The sequence below is a fragment of the Streptomyces sp. NPDC044003 genome (assembly GCF_056435185.1).
Window position 1 is genome coordinate 1,055,064 of sequence record NZ_JBWKFA010000002.1, and the last position, 20,900, is coordinate 1,075,963.

Sequence of the window (20,900 nt, forward strand, 5' to 3'; positions counted from 1 at the left end):
GCCGCCAAGCCTAATGGCCGCCGGGCCCGCCCCGTCCGGCCCTTCCACGACCCGGACCACGGAGGGGTGTCCGGCGGGCCACTTCGCCCCGCACCCGGTCCCGCGTGGCCAGGAACCGGAGGAGGGGGTCGCCCCCGCTCGGGCGAGGCCGAGAGCTTGCGGGAGGCCCCTTCGGCGCGGCGGCCCGCGCGGCACCCCAGGGGAACGAGGTCGCGTACGGGCCGATCCGCCCGAACTCCTCCCACGCCTCCTCCCAGCGCCCCAGCTCGACCAGCACGTACGCGAGCAGGTTGCGGACCTCGGCCGGCCACGGGTCGCCCGCAGGGAACTCCGCCGACAGGGCCAGGGCACGGGCCACCGCCCGGTCGACCCGCGCGGCGGGCACGGACCCGTCGGGGCCCGGCGGCACCCGGAGCCCGTCGTAGGCCGCGCGGACCGGCAGCGCGCCCACGAGCGAGCCCGGGGCGGCGTCGTCGGCGGCCTGCTCGGCGAAGTCGAAGGCGGCGCGGTGCGAGCCGTACCACTGCGCGGAGAGGTACTTCAGCGCGGCGACATGGCAGCCGTAGTGGTGCGGGGAACGGCGCACGGCCTGCTCCCACAGCGACTCGAAGACCGCGTGCCCGGCGTGCGCCCCGCGGGCGTGGTCGAGCGCCAGCCGCCACGGTACCGGGTCGTGCGGCGCCTCCCCGGCGGTTTCCTGGATCAGCGGGGCGAGCTCGCGCAGCCGCTCGGCCCGCGCCGGCGACTCCCAGGCCCGGCGGACCGCGAGCTGCGCGGAGACGAGGAGGGCGTCGGGATCGCGGGGCGTGGCGGAGACCCACCGGGTGAGCCAGTCGCCCCTGCTGTACGCGAAGGTGGCGAGCCGGGTCACATACCGGTCGCGGTCCTCCCACTCGCCGCCGTCCCGGGTGGTGGCGAGCAGCTTCGCCGCGGGCTCCGGATCGCCGAGGGCGGCGGCGACCAGGGCCGGGGCGAGCCGCTCGTCCGGGGCGTCGAGCAGCACGTCGTCGTCCGGCACGAACCCCGCGGCGAGCCGCGGTGCGTGCCGGGCCGAGCGGAGGGTGCCGACCAGGGCGCGGAGCAAGGACATGGTGCTGTGCATTCTCCCCCGGCCCGGCCGCCCCGGGAGCCGCATCACCAGGTCACGACAGCACCCTCACCCGGCGGTGACAGCACTCTCACGCCCTCTGCGGGAACACGCCCGTCCGTACGGCCACGGCCCTCACCCCCTCCGCAGCAGCCGCGTCGCGCCCGCCGCCACCGTCGTCGCCAGGATCCAGCCGAGGAGGATCAGGGCCGCCGCGGCCCACTGCCAGATGCCTTCGAGCCGCCAGTAGCCGTCCTGGCCGAGGTTGATCACGGGAAGCAGCAGGTCGAGCGCGTACAGCGTGCCGCTCCACTCGGGCGCCTCGTCCGCCTTCATCGGTATCGGGCGGTAGTGGGAGAAGGCGACCGTGCCCGCCGCCCACAGCACGGCCATCCACAGCGCCGCCCGGCCCGGCCGGTAGCCGTACGCCACGGTCCAGTCCTGGAGGTAGCCCCACAGCTTCCCCGCGATCGGCAGGGTCTCCCGTCTGCGCCGCTGCTTGGCGAGCAGCACCTCGCGGGCGTCCGCGTCCTCGCCGCTGTTCCGCAGGACCGTCGCGAGCCGCTCATAGGGCTCGGGGGCGTACTCCGGGGTCGCCGCCGCCACCCACTCAAGCCGCCGGGCCAGCGGGAAGTGCCCGTACGGCACGAGGTTCTCGTAGACGAAGCCGCCCATCGCGAGACCTCCGGGCCCCGGCCAGCTCGTCGACAGGTCGATCAGGGTGACGACCTTCGCGCCGTTGAGCACGACCCGCCCCTCCTCCGGCCGCTCGCCGTTGAACCGGAGCTCCGGGGTGACGATGCGGCGCAGCGACAGCTCGTCCCGGCGCGCGCCGTTCAGCAGGAACCGGGCGCTGTGCAGGTCCACCGCGTCACCGAAGCGGCCGTCGTCGAGCCGCACCCCGCCGTGGCACTCCACCGGCTTGCGCCGGGTGCCCTGGGCGGGCGTCACCCCGTACGGCGGCGTGGCCGTGGTGTTCCCCGTCCGGCCCGAGCTCCCCGTCTCCTCGTACACCCAGGCCGCGTTCAGATAGAGCGAGCGCTCCACCGTCAGCTGCGGGGCGTTCAGCGCGCGGCGGCCCTGTGCCCCGCGGAGCACGCTGCCCCGCAGGCTGAGCGAGACGCCCACCTTCGCCCCGCGCAGGCTCAGCTCCCCGTGGGTCTCGATCAGCTCGGCCTGGAGGTCCTGGGCGACCACCATCCCGTCCGCCGTGATCGCCCGACCCCGCCGGTCCGGCCACACCTGGATCTGGTTGATCAGCAGGTCCGTGCCGATCTGGGCGTCCGTCAGCCGGATGCCGCGGCGCACCCGGCAGCGCGGCAGGTGGAGGTCCCCCTCCGTGTGCAGCCGGGCCGCCTCCAGGCGCGGCAGCACGCACTCGACCATTCGCAGCGTGCCGAACCGGGCCTCGGGCAGCACCACCTCGCCGTCGAACCGGCAGCCGTGCAGCTCCACGTACGGCCCTATCGTCCCGCCCGCCAGGTTCAGCACGCCGGTGATCCTCACCCCGCGCAGCTTCAGCGCGGCCACCCGCCCGGACCGCGCCGGCGGCCCGTCGAGCAGCAGCAGCGCCACCACGTCGGCGCGGACGCTCCGCTCCTCCCCCCACTCCCGTCCCCCGAAGGGGTCGTCCCGCTCCGCGATCCCCTCCGTGAGATCGCAGGTCCTGCCGATCCGGAACGCCCGCCACACGGCCCGCTCCGGGCCCGTGAGACCCTCCGGCATCCCGTCCTCGTGCGGCTCGGTCACTGCCGCCCCCTCGCTTTCCCCGATGCGCTCCCACGACTCCGCTTACCGGGATTCGTGGATTCGTACAGTCGTTCTTCCCGCGCTGTGACGGGCTGAACGCTAACGGTCAGGAGTGGCGAGGAGACGCCACCGTGGCGTGTATCAGCCAGTGATACGGGCGACCGGCGCTGTGGGCCGTCTGAGAGAATTGACCCGTGATCTCTCGAATCGATCTGCGCGGCGAGACCCTCCCCGAGGGTTCCGCACTGCGCGACCTGCTGCCCCGTGCCGAGTTCGACGTGGAAGCCGCCCTGGAGAAGGTGCGGCCGATCTGCGAGGACGTACGGCATCATGGCGCAGCGGCGGTGATCGACTACGGGGAGAAATTCGACGGCGTCCGCGTCCCGGGCCTGCGTGTCCCCGCCGAGGCGATCAGCCGCGGCCTCGACGAGCTCGACCCGGCCGTCCGCGCCGCCCTCGAGGAGTCCATCCGGCGCGCCCGGCTCGTCCACCGCGAGCAGCGCCGCACCACCCACACCACCCAGGTCGTCCCCGGCGGCACGGTCACCGAGAAGTGGATCCCCGTCGAGCGCGTCGGTCTGTACGTGCCGGGCGGCCGCTCCGTCTACCCGTCCTCCGTCGTGATGAACGTCGTCCCGGCCCAGGAGGCCGGCGTCGAGGGCGTGGCCATCGCCTCCCCGCCGCAGAAGGAGTTCGGCGGCCTGCCGCACCCGACGATCCTCGCCGCCTGCGCCCTGCTCGGCGTCGACGAGGTGTACGCCGCGGGCGGCGCCCAGGCCATCGCCATGTTCGCGTACGGCACGGAGGGAACGGCCGACGAGCCCGGCTGCGCCCCCGTCAACCTGGTCACCGGCCCCGGCAACATCTACGTGGCCGCCGCCAAGCGCCTCCTCAAGGGCCGCATCGGCATCGACGCCGAGGCAGGACCCACGGAGATCGCGATCCTCGCGGACTCCACCGCCGACCCCGTGCACGTCGCCGCCGACCTCATCAGCCAGGCCGAGCACGACCCGATGGCCGCCTCCGTCCTCGTCACCGACTCGGACGAACTGGCCGCCGCCACCGAGTCCGAGCTGAAGACCCAGGTCGCCGCCTCCAAGCACGTCGACGACCGGATCGTCCCGGCCCTGGCCGGCCGCCAGTCCGCGATCGTCCTCGTCCGCGACCTCGCCGACGGCCTCAAGGTCGTCGACGCGTACGGCGCCGAGCACCTGGAGATCCAGACCGCCGACGCCGCCGCCGTCGCCGACCGCGTCCGCAACGCGGGCGCGATCTTCGTCGGCCCCTGGGCGCCGGTCTCGCTCGGCGACTACTGCGCCGGCTCCAACCACGTCCTGCCCACCGGCGGCTGCGCCTGCCACTCCTCCGGTCTCTCCGTGCAGTCCTTCCTGCGCGGCGTGCACATCGTGGACTACACGCGCGACGCCCTCGCCGACGTCGCCCACCACGTCGTCACCCTCGCCGAGGCCGAGGACCTCCCGGCCCACGGCGCTGCGATCAAGGCACGGTTCGGATGGAAGGTCCCCGAGAGCAAGTGACCGAGAACGGCATCATCCGGATCGACGACCTGCCCGTCCGGGACGAGCTGCGCGGCAAGTCCCCCTACGGCGCGCCCCAGCTCGACGTCCCCGTCCAGCTGAACACCAACGAGAACCCCTACCCGCTGCCCGAGCCCCTGGTGGCCCGGATCGCGGAGCGGGTCGCCGAGGCCGCCCGCGGCCTCAACCGCTACCCCGACCGCGACGCGATCGAGCTCCGCACCGAGCTCGCCGCCTACCTCACCCGCACCGGCGGCCACCGTGTCGGCGTCGAGAACGTCTGGGCGGCCAACGGCTCCAACGAGGTCCTCCAGCAGCTCCTGCAGACCTTCGGCGGCCCCGGCCGTACCGCGATCGGCTTCGAGCCCTCGTACTCGATGCACGCCCTGATCGCCCGCGGCACCGGCACCGGCTGGATCTCCGGCCCGCGCAACGAGGACTTCACGATCGACGTGGAGGCCGCCGTCCAGGCCATCGCGGAGAACGCGCCGGACGTCGTCTTCATCACCTCGCCCAACAACCCCACCGGCACCGCGGTCGCGGCCGGCACCGTCCTCGCCCTGTACGAGGCGGCCCAGGCGGCCAAGCCCTCGATGGTGGTCGTGGACGAGGCGTACGTGGAGTTCAGCCACCGCGACTCGCTGCTGCCCCTCATCGAGGGGCGCCCGAACCTGGTGATCTCCCGGACCATGTCCAAGGCCTTCGGCGCCGCCGGGCTCCGCCTCGGCTACCTCGCCGCCCACCCGGCCGTCGTCGACGCCGTCCAGCTGGTCCGCCTGCCGTACCACCTCTCGGCCGTCACCCAGGCCACCGCGCTCGCCGCCCTGGAGCACACCGACACCCTCCTCGGGTACGTCGAGCAGCTCAAGGCCGAGCGCGACCGCCTCGTCACCGAGCTGCGCGCCCTCGGCTGCGAGGTCACCGACTCCGACGCCAACTTCGTGCAGTTCGGGAAGTTCCCCGACACGCACGCGGCCTGGCAGTCGATCCTCGACCGGGGCGTCCTGGTCCGGGACAACGGCGTACCGGGATGGCTCCGGGTCACCGCCGGCACCCCCGAAGAGAACGACGCGTTCCTCGACGCGGTCCGTGAACTGATGAAGGAGCAGAAGCGATGAGCCGCGTAGGCCGCGTTGAGCGCACCACCAAGGAGACCTCCGTCGTCGTCGAGATCGACCTCGACGGCACCGGAAAGGTCGACGTGTCGACCGGGGTCGGCTTCTACGACCACATGCTCGACCAGCTCGGCCGGCACGGGCTCTTCGACCTGACCGTCAAGACCGACGGCGACCTGCACATCGACTCGCACCACACCATCGAGGACACCGCCCTCGCCCTCGGCGCCGCCTTCAAGCAGGCCCTCGGCGACAAGGTCGGCATCTACCGCTTCGGCAACTGCACCGTCCCGCTGGACGAGTCGCTCGCCCAGGTCACCGTCGACCTCTCCGGCCGCCCGTACCTCGTGCACACCGAGCCCGAGAACATGGCGCCGATGATCGGCTCGTACGACACGACGATGACCCGGCACATCCTGGAGTCCTTCGTCGCCCAGGCGCAGATCGCGCTGCACGTCCACGTGCCGTACGGCCGCAACGCCCACCACATCGTGGAGTGCCAGTTCAAGGCCCTCGCCCGCGCGCTGCGCTACGCCTCCGAGCGCGACCAGCGCGCCGCCGGAATCCTCCCCTCCACGAAGGGCGCGCTGTAACCGTGACCGGCCTCTCCACCATCCTGATCCTCGTCGGGCTCTTCCTGCTCGGCGGCATCTACTCCTTCGTCAAGCAGCAGATGCCCAAGGGCCTCATCGTGCTCCTCTCCATCGGTGCCGCGATGTGTCTCTCTGCCGGCGTGCTGCGTCTGGACGTGTGGTCATGAGCACGAGTTCTCCGAAGAAGGTCGTCGTCTTCGACTACGGCTTCGGCAACGTGCGCTCCGCCGAGCGCGCGCTCGCCCGGGTCGGCGCCGACGTCGAGATCACCCGCGACTACGACAAGGCCATGAACGCCGACGGGCTCCTCGTCCCCGGCGTCGGCGCGTTCTCCGCCTGCATGCAGGGCCTCAAGGAGGCCCGCGGCGACTGGATCGTCGGCCGCCGGCTCTCCGGCGGCCGCCCGGTCATGGGCATCTGCGTCGGTATGCAGATCCTCTTCGCCGAGGGCATCGAGCACGGAGTGCAGACCGAAGGCCTCGACGAGTGGCCCGGCACGGTCGGGCCGCTGAACGCGCCCGTCGTCCCCCACATGGGCTGGAACACCGTCGACGCGCCCGCCGACACCGAGCTCTTCGCGGGCCTCGACGCCGACGCCCGGTACTACTTCGTGCACTCCTACGCGGTGCACGAGTGGACCCTGGAGGTCGGCAACCCCCACATCCGCGCCCCCAAAGTCAGCTGGGCCACCCACGGCGAGCCCTTCGTCGCCGCCGTCGAGAACGGCGCCCTCTGGGCCACCCAGTTCCACCCCGAGAAGTCCGGCGACGCCGGAGCCCAGCTCCTCACCAACTGGATCGGAACCCTGTGAGCACTCTCGAACTCCTCCCCGCCGTCGACGTCCGCGACGGCCAGGCCGTCCGGCTCGTCCACGGCGAGTCCGGCAGCGAGACCTCCTACGGCTCCCCGCTGGAGGCCGCCCTGGCCTGGCAGCGCGCGGGCGCCGAGTGGCTCCACCTGGTCGACCTGGACGCCGCCTTCGGCACCGGCGACAACCGTGACCTGGTCCGCCAGGTCACCGAGGCCATGGACATCAAGGTCGAGCTCTCCGGCGGCATCCGCGACGACGCCTCGCTCGCCGCCGCCCTCGCCACCGGCTGCACCCGCGTCAACCTCGGCACCGCCGCCCTGGAGACCCCCGAGTGGGTCGCCAAGGTCATCGCCGAGCACGGCGACAAGATCGCCGTCGGCCTCGACGTGCGCGGCACGACCCTGCGCGGCCGCGGCTGGACCCGCGACGGCGGCGACCTGTACGAGACGCTCGCCCGCCTCGACTCCGAGGGCTGCTCCCGCTACGTCGTCACCGACATCGCCAAGGACGGCACCCTCCAGGGCCCCAACCTGGAGCTCCTGAAGAACGTCTGCGCGGCCACCGACAAGCCCGTCGTCGCCTCCGGCGGCGTGTCCTCCCTGGACGACCTGCGGGCCCTGTCCGGCCTGGTCCCGCTGGGCGTCGAGGGCGCGATCATCGGCAAGGCGCTGTACGCCAAGGCCTTCACCCTCGAAGAGGCGCTCGCGGCGGTGGCGTCGTGACCTCCGAGATCCGCAAGGTCGTCACCGGCGCCCCCTGGGAGGAGGAGTTCGGCTACTCCCGCGCGCTGGAGCTGCCGAACGGCCTCGTCCTGGTCTCCGGCTGCACCTCGGTGGTCGACGGCAAGATCGCCGACGGCGGCCCGTACGAGCAGGCCGTCAACTCCTTCAACGTGGCCTTCGACGCCCTGAAGCAGCTGGGCCTGGGCGCGGAGCACGTCGTCCGCACCCGGATGTACATCACGCACGCCCGGGACGTGGACGAGGTCGGCCGCGCCCACAAGGAGCTGTTCGACGACGTCCGCCCCGCCGCTTCCATGATCATCGTCTCCGGCTTCGTCGACCCGCGTCTCGTGGTCGAGGTCGAGGTCGAGGCCTACCGGGGTGACGCCGCATGACTCTCGCCGTACGTGTGATTCCCTGCCTGGACGTGGACAACGGCCGGGTCGTCAAGGGCGTCAACTTCCAGAACCTCCGGGACGCGGGCGACCCCGTCGAGATGGCCAAGCTGTACGACGCCGAGGGCGCCGACGAGCTGACCTTCCTCGACATCACCGCCTCCTCCGGCAACCGGGAGACCACCTACGACGTGGTGCGCCGCACCGCCGAGCAGGTCTTCATCCCGCTCACGGTCGGCGGCGGCGTCCGCTCGGCCGAGGACGTCGACAAGCTGCTGCGGGCCGGCGCCGACAAGGTGGGCGTCAACACCGCCGCCATCGCGCGCCCCGAGCTGATCCAGGAGATCGCGGAGCGCTTCGGGCGTCAGGTGCTCGTGCTGTCCGTGGACGCGCGCCGCACCGCCTCGGGCTCCTTCGAGGTGACGACGCACGGCGGCCGCAAGGGCACCGGCATCGACGCCGTCGAGTGGGCGCACCGGGCCGCCGAGCTGGGCGCGGGGGAGATCCTGCTCAACTCGATGGACGCCGACGGCACGAAGGACGGCTACGACACCGAGATGATCGCGGCCGTACGCAAGCACGTGACGGTCCCGGTGATCGCCTCCGGCGGCGCCGGCAAGCTCGCCGACTTCGCGCCGGCCGTGGCGGCGGGCGCGGACGCGGTGCTCGCGGCCTCCGTCTTCCACTTCGGCGACCTGCGGATCTCGCAGGTCAAGGACGCGCTGCGGGAGGCGGGCCACCCGGTCCGCTGAGCCGGCGTTCCGCTTGACGGTCCGCTGACGGGAAGGGCCCCTTCGGGGGCCCTTCTTCTTGCCCAGACGTGCAGGATTACTTGCGCAATTTATGTTGCGCAACTTTTCTTTCGTATTTATGGTCGTGGACATGACCTCGTCGGAGAACCGCCGGATCACCGATCTCGGCACCCTCAAAGCCATCTCGCACCCGCTGCGGATGCGCCTCTACCGCGCCCTCTTCGTCGCCCGCACCGCCACCGCGTCCCAGCTCGCCGAGCAGGTCGACGAGGCCGTCTCCCTTGTCAGCTACCACCTGCGCAAACTCGCCGAGCACGGCCTCATCGAGGAGGCCGAGGCGCAGTCGGCGGACGGGCGGGAGCGGTGGTGGCAGCCCAACTCGTACGGCCTGAGCATCCGTGACGAGGACGTCCGCGGCACCCCCGAACTGGCCGCCGCGAGTGACGCCGTCGGCCGCACCATCAACGAACAGCGCACCGAACTCCACCGCCGCTTCATGGACGAACGGCTCACCTGGTCCGACGCATGGCGCTCGGCCGCCATCAGCTCCGAATGGCTGCCGCGCCTCACCGCCCCCGAGCTCGCCGCCCTCGGCGAGGAGCTCGACGCGCTGCTCAAGAAGTACGACCAGGCCGCCCGCGCCGCCGAGGCCGCCGGTGACACCGAGGGACGCGAGAACGTCGCCGTCCACCTCCACGGCTTCCCCTACCGAGGATGACCCCGATGACCACGACCGTCACCGACGCGGCCCCCGCCCGCCCCGCCCACCGCGACCCCAACGTCCTGCGCTGGCTCGGCGCCTTCACCGCCTCCACGCTCGGCGACAGCGTCTACTACCTCGCCCTCTCCTGGACCGTGGTCAGCAACGGCACCCCCGCCCAGGCAGGGCTCGTCATGGCCGTCTCCGCCGTGCCCCGCGCGCTGCTCATGCTCGGCGGGGGAGTGGTCGCCGACCGCCTCGGCCCGCGCCGGGTCGTCATCGCCTCCGACACCGTCCGCGCCCTCGTCGTCCTCGGCCTCGCCGCCACCCTGTTCCTCGCCTCGCCCGGCCTCTGGGCGCTCGCCGCCGTCGCCCTGGTCTTCGGCATCGTCGACGCCCTGTTCCTGCCGGCCGTCGGCGCCCTGCCGCCGCGCATCGCCGGACGCGATCAGCTCGCCCGCGTCCAGGGCATGCGCGGGCTCGCGTACCGCTCCGGCGCCGTCCTGGGTGCCCCGCTCGGCGGCCTCGCCGTCGCCGTCGGCGGCCCCGCCACCGCCTTCGGCGCCGCCGGACTGCTCTTCGCGCTCTCGATACCCCTGCTGAGCGCGCTCCGGCTCCGCCCGCTCCCCACCACCGACGAGGCCCGCGACGGCACCGCCCTGCGCGACCTCGCCGACGGACTCCGCTATCTGCGCGGACACCGCGTCCTCGGCCCGCTGATGATCGTCGTGCTCCTCAGCGACCTCGGCTTCGTCGGCCCCCTCAACGTCGGCCTCGCCGTCCTCTCCGAACAGCGCGGCTGGGGCGCCTCCGGCATCGGCTGGATCCTCGCCGGCTTCGGTACGGGCGCGGGCGCCGCCTCCCTGCTCCTGACCGTGCGCGGGCGCGTCCCGCACGCCGGGGCCGTCAGCGGCTGGACCATGACGGTCGGCGCCGTCTCCATCGGCGCCCTCGCCTTCACGCCGTACCTGCCGGTCGCCGCCGCCGTCGCCCTGGCCGTCGGCCTGCTCGCCGGACTCTCCGGGGCGCTGGTCAACGCCCTCGTCCAGACCGAGTGCGACCCCGCCTACCTCGGCCGGGTCACCGCCGTCTCCAGCCTCGCCAGCCTGGGCATAGCCCCGCTGTCCTTCCCCGTCACCGGCGCGGCGATCGGCCTGTGGGGCCCCGGCCCGGTCTTCGCCGTGAGCGCCTCGATCTGCGCCCTGGCCGGCGTGTACACCCTCGCCGTCCCGGCCCTCCGCCGCGCCGAACTGCCGGAGAGCTAGATCCCCAGCTGCTTCGTCTCCCGCAGCCGCTCGATCGCCTCCGGCTCGCCCTCCAGCGCCACCTTCGCCGAGTCCTGGCGGCCGTACAGGTACATCACCAGCTCACCCGGCTCCCCGGAGGCCGTCACCACCGGGGTGCCGCGGTGGGCGACCGCCGTCTGGCCGTTCGGACGGCGCAGGACCAGGCCCACCGGCGCCTTGCGGCCGAGCAGCCGGGCCATCCGCTCCAGGCGGGACCAGAGGGCGTCGGCGAAGACGGGGTCCAGCTCACGCGCCGACCAGTCGGGCTGGGCCCGCCGGACGTCCTCCGCGTGCACATAGAACTCGACGACGTTCGCGCCCTCGTCCACCTGCTTGATGGTGAACGGCGAGAACCGCGGCGGACCCGTCCGGATGAGCTGGATCAGCTCCTCGTACGGCTTGTCGGCGAACTCCGCCTGCACCCGGTCCTGCCGCTCCTTCAGCGCCGGTACGAGGGAACCCGCCGCCGCGTCCGGACGCCGCTCCCGCACCACCACATGGGCCGCGAGGTCCCGGGTCCGCCAGCCCTCGCAGAGCGTCGGGGCGTCCGGGCCCGCCGCCTCCAACAGATCGGCGAGCAGAAGCCGTTCACGTTTCGCATGGGTCGACATGCCCGCCAGCGTACGACCGCCCCCTCCGGTCCGCCCAGTGGACGCCCCGCCGGACACCGCCCCGGATCGCGGCACAATGGCGCCATGAGCAGCACGCCCCGGACCTCCAGCGACCTCGACCCGGCCATCGCCGCCCGCCTCAAGCGCAGCGCCGACGGGCTCGTCCCCGCCATCGCCCAGCAGTACGACACCGGTGAGGTGCTGATGCTCGGCTGGATGGACGACGAGGCCCTCCACCGCACCCTCACCACCGGCCGCTGCACCTACTGGTCCCGCAGCCGGAGCGAGTACTGGGTCAAGGGCGACACCTCCGGCCACGTCCAGCACGTCAAGTCCGTCGCCCTCGACTGCGACGCCGACACCCTCCTCGTCAAGGTCGACCAGGTCGGAGCCGCCTGCCACACCGGCGCCCGCACCTGCTTCGACGCCGACGTGCTCCCCGTATCCCAGTAAGGTCCGGTGCCATGGATCTCGAGACCTTCCGCAAGCTGGCGGCCGACCGCCGCGTCATCCCCGTCAGCCGCAGGCTCCTCGCGGACGGCGACACCCCGGTCGGGCTCTACCGCAAGCTCGCCGCCGAACGCCCCGGCACCTTCCTCCTCGAATCCGCGGAGAACGGCCGCAGCTGGTCCCGCTACTCCTTCATCGGAGTCCGCAGCGACGCGACCCTGACGGTGCGGGACGGGCAGGCGCACTGGCTCGGCACCCCGCCCGTCGGCGTCCCCGTCGACGGCGACCCGCTCGCCGCCCTGCGTGCCACCGTCGAGACCCTGCACACGCCGCGCGACCTCGCGTCCGGCATGCCGCCGTTCACCGGCGGCATGGTCGGCTACCTCGGCTACGACATCGTCCGCCGCCTGGAGAAGATCGGGGACTCCACCCGCGACGACCTGGAGCTCCCCGAGCTCACCATGCTCCTGACCAGCGACCTCGCGGTCCTCGACCACTGGGACGGCTCGGTCCTGCTGATCGCCAACGCGATCAACCACAACGACCTGGAGACCGGCGTCGACGAGGCGTACGCGCACGCCGTCGCCCGCCTCGACGCCATGGAGGCCGACCTGGCCCGCCCGGTCGAGACCGCGCCGGCCGCCCTGCCGCCCTCCGAGCTCCCCGAGTTCTCCGCGCTCTGGGGCGGCCCCGCCTACCAGGAGGCCGTCGAGGACATCAAGGAGCGCATCCGGGCCGGCGAGGCCTTCCAGGTCGTGCCCTCGCAGCGCTTCGAGACCCGCTGCACCGCCTCCGCGCTCGACGTGTACCGGGTCCTGCGGGCCACCAACCCGTCCCCGTACATGTACCTCTTCCGCTTCGAGAACGGCTTCGACGTCGTCGGCTCCTCGCCCGAGGCCCTCGTCAAGGTCGAGGACGGGCAGGCGATGCTCCACCCCATCGCCGGCACCCGGCACCGGGGCGCCACCCCGCAGGAGGACCACGACCTCGCCGAGGAGCTGCTCGCCGACCCCAAGGAGCGCGCCGAGCACCTCATGCTCGTCGACCTCGGCCGCAACGACCTCGGCCGGGTCTGCACGCCCGGCTCGGTGGAGGTCGTCGACTTCATGTCGATCGAGCGCTACTCGCACGTCATGCACATCGTCTCCACCGTCACCGGCGAGGTCGCCGAGGGCCGCACCGCCTTCGACGTCCTCACCGCCTGCTTCCCCGCCGGGACGCTCTCCGGCGCGCCCAAGCCCCGCGCCATGCAGATCATCGAGGAGCTCGAACCCTCCCGGCGCGGCCTCTACGGCGGATGTGTCGGTTATCTCGATTTCGCCGGAGACGCGGACACCGCGATCGCCATCCGTACGGCACTGCTCCGTGACGGAACGGCGTACGTGCAGGCCGGAGCGGGTGTCGTCGCCGACTCCGATCCGGTCGCCGAGGACAACGAGTGCCGCAACAAGGCCGCGGCCGTCCTCCGCGCCGTCCACACCGCCAACCGGATGAACGACAACTGAGGACGTAGGGGATAGTGGGGTATGTGAGTGCCGTACCCGTACCCCAGCCCCGGGCCGCCCGCGCGGCCGTCCCCACCGGTGGCCGCCGCAGCCTGGCCGCGGCCCTCCTCCTCGGCGCCCTCGGCGCCACCGTCGTCCTGCTCTCCGCGGGCCAGATCTGGGCTGAGGGCACGGCGTCCGTCGGCGGCGGCAGCGTCCCCGTCGAGGCCGACGGCGGCACCGTCACCGGAGTGCCGACCGCCCTCGCGATCGTCGGTCTCGCCGCGCTCTTCGCCGTCTTCGCCGTCCGCCGCACCGGCCGCACCCTCGTCGCCGCGCTTCTCGCGCTCAGCGGCGCCGGCGCCGCGCTCGCCGCGGTCCTCGGCGCCTCCGACAGCGCCGCGCTCGACGCCGAGGCCGCCCGGATCAGCGGAGACACCGCCGCCGCCGTCGCCGGCCTCTCCCACACCATCTGGCCGTACGTGACCGCCGCGGGCGCCGTCCTCATCCTGCTCGCCGGCCTCTTCGCCCTCCGGTTCGGCAAGAACTGGCCGGCGATGGGCGGCCGCTACGAGCGCTCCGGCACCCCGCGCGCGGGCCGCAAGACCCCCACGACGGACCCGGACCGGCCCGAGGACCTGTGGAAAGCCCTGGACCGCGGCGAGGACCCGACCCGGGGCGAGTGAACAGTTCCGTTCGCGACGCGTGATCGTCCGGGCACCCCCGATTCATCCTCGCGCGCCCACGTGCGGGACAATGAGCGCCGAGTGTCCGCGCACGCGAGACCTCACCATCGAGCAACTGCAACGAGGAGCAACTCATGGCGGGCAGCGCCCACGGACACACCCCGGCCGCCTGGACCGGTGTCATCATCTCCTTCGTCGGCTTCTGCATCGCCGGCGTCTTCATGGTGGCCGCCAACCTGCCCGGTTTCTGGGCCGGCGTGGGCGTCATCTTCCTCGGCGGCATCGTCGGCGGCGCGATGAAGGTGGCGGGCCTCGGCATGCCGAAGGACTCGGAGGCGGTCGTCGCCGCCCGCGAGACCGCGACCGCGACCGCGAAGGCCCGCGCCTGACGCGACACGACGCACCCGAGGGCGCAGTCCGGCCGTGCCGGGCTGCGCCCTCGCGCGTCAGGGGCCACAATCACCGGGTGGACGCGCAGCCGACGGCCGGAGCCGTGACCGACGATTCCCCCACCCAGCCGGGTGAACCTGCAGGACCGAACGGCACGGACCGCCCGGACGCACCGACGCCACCGGACGCCGCCGGGCAGGACGCGGCTGCGCCGCCGAGTGCCGCTCTGCAGGACGCCGCCGTGTCGCCCGGTGCTGCTTGGTCGGCTGGGCCCGTGCCGGCGGGTGCTGCTTGGTCGGCTGGGCCCGTGCAGGCGAGTCCCGCTCGGCAGGACGCGACTGTGCCACCCGGTGCTGCTTGGCCGGGCGGGTCCGTGCCACCGGGTGCTGGTTGGTCGGCTGGGGCCGTGCCACCGGGTGCCGCTCTGCAGGACGCGGCCGTGCCGCCCGGTGCCGCTTGGCCGGCGGGGGCCGTGCCAATGCCGCCGCCCGCCCCGCCGCGGTCCCTCGTGCGGCGGCTGCTGCCGCCGGTCGGCGCCCTCGCCGGGGTCGTCGCCGCGTTCGCCTACGTCGCGGCCGTCGACCCCAACGAACCCGGGCACTACCCCGTCTGCCCCCTCCTCCGCTTCACCGGCATCTACTGCCCCGGCTGCGGCGGGCTCCGCAGCGCCCACGCCTTCGCCCACGGCGACCTCCCGGCCGCGCTCGGCGCCAACGCCCTCGCCGTCGTCGGCTACGGAATCTTCGCCGTCGTCATGACCGTCTGGCTGATTCGCGCCGTCCGCGGCGTGCCCATGCGCCTGGCGATCTCCCCGGTCTGGTGGTGGGGGATCGGGGCCGTCCTCGCCCTCTTCACCCTGGTCCGGAACCTTCCCTTCGGCTCCGCACTGGCCCCCTGAGCGCCGGTCGGGAGTCCCAGCAGATGGGACGCCGCTCCGGCCGATGCGATTCCGGGGCCGTCCTGCGGATAGGATCGAAGTGGCTGAACCTGGTTCTTCATCACCGTCACCGTCCCGGAAGGGGGCCCCTCGCGTGAGTGTGCTCGACGAGATCATCGAAGGCGTGCGCGCCGACCTCGCAGAGCGGCAGGCGCGGGTCACCCTCGACGAGCTCAAGGAGCGCGCCGCCAAGGCGCCGCAGGCCAAGGACGGCGTCGCCGCACTGCGCGGGGACGGCGTCAAGGTGATCTGCGAGGTCAAGCGCTCCAGCCCGTCCAAGGGCGCGCTCGCCGCGATCGCCGACCCGGCCGGTCTCGCCGCGGACTACGAGGCGGGCGGCGCCGCCGTCATCTCCGTCCTCACCGAGCAGCGCCGCTTCGGCGGCTCGCTCGCCGACCTGGAGGCCGTTCGGGCCCGGGTCGACATCCCGGTGCTGCGCAAGGACTTCATCGTCACCGCGTACCAGCTCTGGGAGGCGCGGGCGTACGGAGCGGATCTCGCGCTCCTCATCGTCGCCGCCCTGGAGCAGGAGGCGCTGGTCTCCCTCATCGAGCGTGCCGAGTCCATCGGGCTGACCCCGCTGGTCGAGGTCCACGACGAGGAGGAGGTCGAGCGCGCCGTCGACGCGGGAGCCCGCATCATCGGCGTCAACGCGCGGAACCTCAAGACCCTCAAGGTCGACCGCTCCACCTTCGAGCGCGTCGCCCCCGAGATCCCCGCGCACATCGTCAAGGTCGCCGAGTCCGGCGTCCGCGGCCCGCACGACCTCATCGCCTACGCCAACGCGGGCGCCGACGCGGTTCTCGTCGGCGAGTCCCTCGTCACCGGCCGTGACCCGAAGGCCGCCGTCGCCGACCTCGTCGCCGCCGGCGCCCACCCCGCCCTCCGCCACGGCCGGAGCTGACCGAGTCATGACCGTCGTCCGCGCCACGCCGACCGCCCTGGGCTCCGCCCCGGGCGGCCCCGTCGTGCCCGCGGACGCCTCGGGGCGCCGCCGCCGGCTCCGTACCGCCGCCGCCCCCGTCTCCAAGCACGCCCCGCTGGCCAGGGGCTGCCGCCCGCGCGGCTGCCGCGCGCCCGCCCGCCGTGTCCACGGCCGCCGGGTCCGCTACGTCATCGGCTCCGAGCCGGGCCAGGTCAACGGCATGCGATGGCGCCCGCGCCTCGCGCGCACCTTCACGTAACGCCACCTCCGTGTGGGCAATCGTTCCGCAGGGCGGAACGGGTGGGCACACGGGACGGCGCCTCTGCGGGCGCCTCCGCCTTCCGTGCTCTGACCCGCACCATGTGCGCACCGCCGCCTTGGGCGCGGGTTCAGGCTCGGAAGCCTCTGGCGCCGGCAGGGCGCCGGCCGTTGTGCCCACCCGTTCCGCCCCGGCGGAACGCATGCCCACAACGGCCGGGGTGCCCGTACGTGAAGCGCTCGCGCGCATACGGTGACCATCAACCCCACGTATCCCGGGGCACCCGCCCCGCGAGGAGCGCATTCGCATGTCCAGCGAGTTCTTCATCCCGGACCTGGAAGGCCAGGTCCCCAGCCCGGAGGGCTACTTCGGCGCCTACGGCGGCAAGTTCATCCCGGAGGCCCTCGTCGCCGCCGTCGACGAGGTCGCCGTCGAGTACGAGAAGGCCAAGGCCGACCCCGAGTTCGCCCGCGAGCTCAACGACCTGATGGTCAACTACACCGGCCGGCCGAGCGCCCTCACCGAGGTCCCGCGGTTCGCCGAGCACGCCGGCGGCGCCCGGATCTTCCTCAAGCGCGAGGACCTCAACCACACCGGCTCGCACAAGATCAACAACGTGCTCGGGCAGGCCCTCCTGACCAAGCGCATGGGCAAGACGCGGGTCATCGCCGAGACCGGCGCCGGCCAGCACGGCGTGGCCACCGCCACCGCCTGCGCCCTCTTCGGCCTCGACTGCACCATCTACATGGGCGAGGTCGACACCCAGCGCCAGGCCCTCAACGTGGCCCGGATGCGGATGCTCGGCGCCGAGGTCGTGGCCGTGAAGTCCGGCAGCCGCACCCTCAAGGACGCCATCAACGAGGCCTTCCGCGACTGGGTCGCCAATGTGGACCACACGCACTACCTGTTCGGCACCGTCGCGGGACCGCACCCCTTCCCCGCCATGGTCCGCGACTTCCACCGGGTCATCGGCGTCGAGGCCCGCCGTCAGATCCTGGAGCGCGCGGGCCGCCTGCCCGACGCGGCCATCGCCTGCGTCGGCGGCGGCTCCAACGCCATCGGGCTCTTCCACGCCTTCGTCCCGGACGCGGACGTACGCCTGATCGGCTGCGAGCCGGCCGGCCACGGCGTCGAGACCGGCGAGCACGCGGCCACCCTCACCGCCGGCGAGCCCGGCATCCTCCACGGGTCCCGCTCCTACGTCCTCCAGGACGAGGAGGGCCAGATCACCGAGCCGTACTCGATCTCCGCCGGACTCGACTACCCCGGCATCGGCCCCGAGCACGCCTACCTCAAGGACAGCGGGCGCGGCGAGTACCGGGCCGTCACCGACGACGCCGCCATGCAGGCGCTGCGGCTGCTCTCCCGTACGGAGGGCATCATCCCGGCCATCGAGTCGGCGCACGCCCTCGCCGGGGCCCTTGAGGTCGGCAAGGAGCTCGGCAAGGACGCCCTGCTCCTGGTGAACCTCTCCGGGCGCGGCGACAAGGACATGGATACCGCCGCTCGCTACTTCGGGCTCTACGACAACGGCGCCGAGGGGGGCTCCAAGTGACCACCGGAAACATCCAGCTCCTCAGCGACACCCTCGCCAAGGCCAAGGCCGAGAACCGGGCCGCGCTCATCGCGTACCTTCCGGCCGGCTTCCCGACCGTCGACGGCGGCATCGCCGCGATCAAGGCCGTCTTCGACGGCGGCGCCGACGTCGTCGAGGTCGGGCTGCCGCACAGCGACCCGGTCCTCGACGGGCCGGTCATCCAGACCGCCGACGACATCGCCCTGCGCGGCGGCGTGAAGATCGCCGACGTCATGCGCACGGTCCGCGAGGCCCACGAGGCCACCGGCAAGCCGGTCCTCGTCATGACGTACTGGAACCCGATCGACCGGTACGGCATCGAGCGCTTCACCGAGGAGCTCGCCGAGGCCGGCGGCGCGGGCTGCATCCTGCCCGACCTGCCGGTCCAGGAGTCCGACGTCTGGCGCGAGCACGCCGACAAGCACGGTCTCGCGACCGTCTTCGTCGTCGCGCCCAGCAGCAAGGACGAGCGCCTCGCCACCATCACGGCCGCCGGCTCCGGCTTCGTCTACGCCGCCTCGCTCATGGGTGTCACCGGCACCCGCGAGTCGGTCGGCGAGCAGGCCGCCGACCTGGTCCGCCGCACCCGCGCCACCTCCGAGCTGCCGGTGTGCGTCGGGCTCGGTGTCTCCAACGCCACGCAGGCGAAGGAGGTCGCCGGCTTCGCCGACGGCGTCATCGTCGGCTCCGCCTTCGTGCAGCGGCTCCTCGACGCCGACGGCGACGAGGCGGCCGGCCTCACCGCCGTAAGGGAACTGGCGGCCGAACTCGCCGAGGGCGTCCGCCGCGTTTCGTAGCCCGTTCGGGTGGATCTGGGACCGGGGAGGCGCGGATGTGCCTCCCCGGTTCGTTGCCTGGGGCGTGAGCGAGAAGAACAGCGGTGACGGTAACCGGAGCGCGCGGGAGCGCCTCCAGCAGCAGCGCGAGCGCGACAAGGCCCGCGAGAAGCAGCGGCGCGTCCTGATCGTGTCGGCGGCGGTGGTCGGTGTCCTCGGCCTGGCCGCGATCGTCGGCGTGATCGCCGCCGGCGGCGACAAGAACAGCGGATCCGACAAGGCCGGCCCGGTGGTCGCGCCGACCGGAGCGACCGACGAGGACGCCAAGCCCGCCATCCCCACGGGCAAGACGGACGCCCCGTCGACGCTCGCGATCTGGGAGGACTTCCGCTGCCCGGCGTGCGCCCAGTTCGAGAACGTCATGCGGGACTCGATCCACGAGCTGGAGGCCTCCGGCGCGCTCAAGGCCGAGTACCACCTCGCCACCCTCATCGACGGGAACATGGGCGGCAGCGGCTCGCTGCGCGCGGCGAACGCGGCCGGGTGCGCCCAGGACGCGGGGAAGTTCACCGCGTACCACGACACGCTCTACATCAACCAGCCGCCGGAGACGGACGACGCCTACGGGAAGAACGACAAGCTGATCGAGCTCGCCGCGAAGGTGCCGGGGCTCGACACGCCGGCCTTCCGCAGCTGTGTGAACGACGGCACGCACGACAGCTGGGTCAAGAAGTCGAACGAGGCCTTCCAGAACGGCGGCTTCCGCGGCACCCCCTCCGTCCTCCTCAACGGAGAATCGATCTTCCCGACCAAGGGGAACGAGCAGATCTCCCCGGAGAACCTGAAGAAGTGGGTCGCCGAGGCCAACAAGGGCAAGAAGCCCGGCACCGCCTCCCCGTCGGCGGGCTAGTCACGGGATTGGTTATCCAGAAGTTGCCGGGTGGGCTGCCGTCCCGCCCACCCGGCAAGGTAGCGTCGGTCCTGCCATGGACCTTGCCTACATTCCCAGCCCGTCGACCGGCGTGATCCACCTCGGACCGATCCCGCTGCGCGGCTATGCCTTCTGCATCATCATCGGTGTCTTCGTCGCCGTCTGGCTCGGCAACAAGCGCTGGATCGCCCGGGGCGGCACTGCCGGCACCGTGGCCGACATCGCCGTATGGGCGGTGCCCTTCGGCCTCGTCGGCGGACGCCTCTACCACGTGATCACCGACTACCAGCTGTACTTCAGCGAGGGTGAGAACTGGGTCGACGCCTTCAAGATCTGGGAGGGCGGCCTCGGTATCTGGGGCGCCATCGCGCTCGGCGCGGTGGGCGCCTGGATCGGTTGCCGTCGGCGCGGGATCTCCCTGCCCGTGTACGCGGACGCCATCGCTCCCGGCATCGCCTTCGCCCAGGCCATCGGCCGCTGGGGCAACTGGTTCAACCAGGAGCTGTACGGCAAGCCGACCGACGTGCCGTGGGCGCTGAAGATCACCGAGGGCCCCAACCGCGAGGCGGGCCTGTACCACCCGACCTTCCTGTACGAGTCGCTGTGGAACGTCGCCGTCGGCTTCCTGGTCATCTGGGCCGACCGCCGCTTCAAGCTGGGCCACGGCCGCGCCTTCGCGCTGTACGTCGCCGCGTACTGCTCGGGCCGCGTGTGGACCGAGGCCCTGCGCGTCGACGAGGCGCACCACATCCTCGGCCTGCGGCTCAACGTGTGGACCGCGATCGTCGTCGGAGTGCTCGCCGTGGTCTACATGGTGATCTCGTCGCGCGTCCGCCCGGGCCGCGAGGAGATCGTGGAGCCGCGGAAGGCCGGGAAGGCCGACGGCGCCGTGGACGGTGCCGAGGAGGGCGAGCCGGCGGACGCCGAGCCGCAGGACGCCGCTCCGGACGCGGACTCCGCTGTGGCATCGGGGGAGTCCGATGCGGAGGAGTCCGATTCCGAAGAGTCCGATTCCGAAGAGTCCGAGAAGTCCGAGAAGTCGGGTAACGGTGCCGGATCGGCCGCCAAGAGCTGATCGCCCCTAGCCGGAGGGCCGTCGGGACCGAGAGGTTCCGGCGGCCCTTTTC

General features: G+C 72.8%; 24 protein-coding genes. 21 read left to right on the top strand and 3 right to left on the bottom strand.

Translation table 11 applies throughout. The features are described from left to right. Positions 1-10 precede the first annotated feature (10 nt). Together AC07AW_RS11425 and AC07AW_RS11430 are read right to left on the bottom strand one after the other, a co-directional pair. A complete protein-coding gene (locus AC07AW_RS11425; RefSeq protein WP_478815184.1) occupies positions 11-1,102 on the bottom strand; it encodes a hypothetical protein in 1,092 nt (363 codons plus the stop codon). A gap of 120 nt (positions 1,103-1,222) precedes the next feature. Next, positions 1,223-2,836, bottom strand: a complete 1,614-nt coding sequence (locus AC07AW_RS11430) for an oxidoreductase (protein WP_478815185.1) — start codon at positions 2,834-2,836, stop codon at positions 1,223-1,225. Between the two features lie 194 nt (positions 2,837-3,030). On the opposite strand from AC07AW_RS11430, the gene hisD reads away from it, so the two are divergent. The 10 genes from hisD (at position 3,031) to AC07AW_RS11480 (ending at position 10,727) form a co-directional block, all read left to right on the top strand. After that, positions 3,031-4,374: a histidinol dehydrogenase gene (gene hisD / locus AC07AW_RS11435; protein WP_478815186.1), complete on the top strand. Its 1,344-nt coding sequence runs from the start codon at positions 3,031-3,033 to the stop codon at positions 4,372-4,374. An 11-nt stretch (positions 4,375-4,385) separates the two neighbouring features. Beyond that, a complete protein-coding gene (locus AC07AW_RS11440; RefSeq protein WP_478815338.1) occupies positions 4,386-5,492 on the top strand; it encodes a histidinol-phosphate transaminase in 1,107 nt (368 codons plus the stop codon). Further along, positions 5,489-6,082 carry an imidazoleglycerol-phosphate dehydratase HisB gene (gene hisB, locus AC07AW_RS11445; RefSeq protein ID WP_478815187.1) on the top strand — a complete coding sequence of 198 codons (594 nt, stop codon included), beginning with the start codon at positions 5,489-5,491 and terminating at the stop codon, positions 6,080-6,082. Before AC07AW_RS11440 ends, hisB begins: the two co-directional genes overlap by 4 nt. A 2-nt stretch (positions 6,083-6,084) precedes the next feature. Next, complete coding sequence (locus AC07AW_RS11450; RefSeq protein WP_041128753.1) at positions 6,085-6,249, top strand: hypothetical protein; 165 nt, start codon at positions 6,085-6,087, stop codon at positions 6,247-6,249. Continuing rightward, on the top strand, positions 6,246-6,893 hold the full coding sequence (gene hisH, locus AC07AW_RS11455) for an imidazole glycerol phosphate synthase subunit HisH (protein WP_478815188.1): 648 nt from the start codon (positions 6,246-6,248) through the stop codon (positions 6,891-6,893). Before AC07AW_RS11450 ends, hisH begins: the two co-directional genes overlap by 4 nt. Continuing rightward, on the top strand, positions 6,890-7,615 hold the full coding sequence (gene priA, locus AC07AW_RS11460; RefSeq protein WP_478815189.1) for a bifunctional 1-(5-phosphoribosyl)-5-((5-phosphoribosylamino)methylideneamino)imidazole-4-carboxamide isomerase/phosphoribosylanthranilate isomerase PriA: 726 nt from the start codon (positions 6,890-6,892) through the stop codon (positions 7,613-7,615). The genes hisH and priA overlap by 4 nt, the downstream gene beginning before the upstream one ends. After that, the gene (locus tag AC07AW_RS11465) at positions 7,612-8,010 is read left to right on the top strand and encodes a RidA family protein (RefSeq protein ID WP_478815190.1); all 399 of its coding nucleotides are present in this window, start codon (positions 7,612-7,614) and stop codon (positions 8,008-8,010) included. The genes priA and AC07AW_RS11465 overlap by 4 nt, the downstream gene beginning before the upstream one ends. After that, a complete protein-coding gene (gene hisF / locus AC07AW_RS11470) occupies positions 8,007-8,762 on the top strand; it encodes an imidazole glycerol phosphate synthase subunit HisF (RefSeq protein ID WP_478815191.1) in 756 nt (251 codons plus the stop codon). The genes AC07AW_RS11465 and hisF overlap by 4 nt, the downstream gene beginning before the upstream one ends. Before the next feature lie 130 nt (positions 8,763-8,892). Further along, entirely contained in the window at positions 8,893-9,480 is a 588-nt protein-coding gene (locus AC07AW_RS11475) for an ArsR/SmtB family transcription factor (protein WP_478815192.1), read from the top strand. After that, a complete protein-coding gene (locus tag AC07AW_RS11480; RefSeq protein ID WP_478815193.1) occupies positions 9,477-10,727 on the top strand; it encodes an MFS transporter in 1,251 nt (416 codons plus the stop codon). Before AC07AW_RS11475 ends, AC07AW_RS11480 begins: the two co-directional genes overlap by 4 nt. Here the strand turns inward: AC07AW_RS11480 and AC07AW_RS11485 are convergent. Further along, positions 10,724-11,359: a TIGR03085 family metal-binding protein gene (locus AC07AW_RS11485; RefSeq protein ID WP_478815194.1), complete on the bottom strand. Its 636-nt coding sequence runs from the start codon at positions 11,357-11,359 to the stop codon at positions 10,724-10,726. The genes AC07AW_RS11480 and AC07AW_RS11485 overlap by 4 nt on opposite strands. A gap of 84 nt (positions 11,360-11,443) precedes the next feature. Here AC07AW_RS11485 and hisI point away from each other — a divergent pair, with 84 nt between their 5' ends. From hisI to lgt, 11 genes are all read left to right on the top strand, one after another. After that, positions 11,444-11,812, top strand: a complete 369-nt coding sequence (gene hisI, locus AC07AW_RS11490) for a phosphoribosyl-AMP cyclohydrolase (protein ID WP_478815195.1) — start codon at positions 11,444-11,446, stop codon at positions 11,810-11,812. A gap of 11 nt (positions 11,813-11,823) precedes the next feature. Next, on the top strand, positions 11,824-13,314 hold the full coding sequence (locus AC07AW_RS11495) for an anthranilate synthase component I (protein WP_478815196.1): 1,491 nt from the start codon (positions 11,824-11,826) through the stop codon (positions 13,312-13,314). A gap of 14 nt (positions 13,315-13,328) precedes the next feature. Then, positions 13,329-13,979 (top strand): TIGR02234 family membrane protein, encoded by a 651-nt coding sequence (locus AC07AW_RS11500; RefSeq protein ID WP_478815197.1) that lies wholly within the window; start codon positions 13,329-13,331, stop codon positions 13,977-13,979. A 134-nt stretch (positions 13,980-14,113) separates the two neighbouring features. After that, the gene (locus AC07AW_RS11505; RefSeq protein WP_478815198.1) at positions 14,114-14,368 is read left to right on the top strand and encodes an HGxxPAAW family protein; all 255 of its coding nucleotides are present in this window, start codon (positions 14,114-14,116) and stop codon (positions 14,366-14,368) included. 479 nt (positions 14,369-14,847) lie between these two features. After that, positions 14,848-15,267 carry a DUF2752 domain-containing protein gene (locus AC07AW_RS11510; protein WP_478815199.1) on the top strand — a complete coding sequence of 140 codons (420 nt, stop codon included), beginning with the start codon at positions 14,848-14,850 and terminating at the stop codon, positions 15,265-15,267. Positions 15,268-15,400: 133 nt separating this feature from the next. Further along, a complete protein-coding gene (trpC, locus tag AC07AW_RS11515; RefSeq protein WP_123451331.1) occupies positions 15,401-16,210 on the top strand; it encodes an indole-3-glycerol phosphate synthase TrpC in 810 nt (269 codons plus the stop codon). A gap of 7 nt (positions 16,211-16,217) precedes the next feature. Further along, entirely contained in the window at positions 16,218-16,490 is a 273-nt protein-coding gene (gene trpM, locus AC07AW_RS11520) for a tryptophan biosynthesis modulator TrpM (protein WP_478815200.1), read from the top strand. A gap of 307 nt (positions 16,491-16,797) precedes the next feature. Then, positions 16,798-18,045, top strand: a complete 1,248-nt coding sequence (gene trpB, locus AC07AW_RS11525; protein WP_478815201.1) for a tryptophan synthase subunit beta — start codon at positions 16,798-16,800, stop codon at positions 18,043-18,045. Next, positions 18,042-18,863 (top strand): tryptophan synthase subunit alpha, encoded by an 822-nt coding sequence (trpA, locus tag AC07AW_RS11530; protein ID WP_478815202.1) that lies wholly within the window; start codon positions 18,042-18,044, stop codon positions 18,861-18,863. The genes trpB and trpA overlap by 4 nt, the downstream gene beginning before the upstream one ends. A 64-nt stretch (positions 18,864-18,927) precedes the next feature. Then, complete coding sequence (locus AC07AW_RS11535; RefSeq protein ID WP_478815203.1) at positions 18,928-19,752, top strand: DsbA family protein; 825 nt, start codon at positions 18,928-18,930, stop codon at positions 19,750-19,752. 76 nt (positions 19,753-19,828) lie between these two features. Further along, the gene (lgt, locus tag AC07AW_RS11540; protein ID WP_478815204.1) at positions 19,829-20,848 is read left to right on the top strand and encodes a prolipoprotein diacylglyceryl transferase; all 1,020 of its coding nucleotides are present in this window, start codon (positions 19,829-19,831) and stop codon (positions 20,846-20,848) included. Positions 20,849-20,900: the final 52 nt, after the last annotated feature.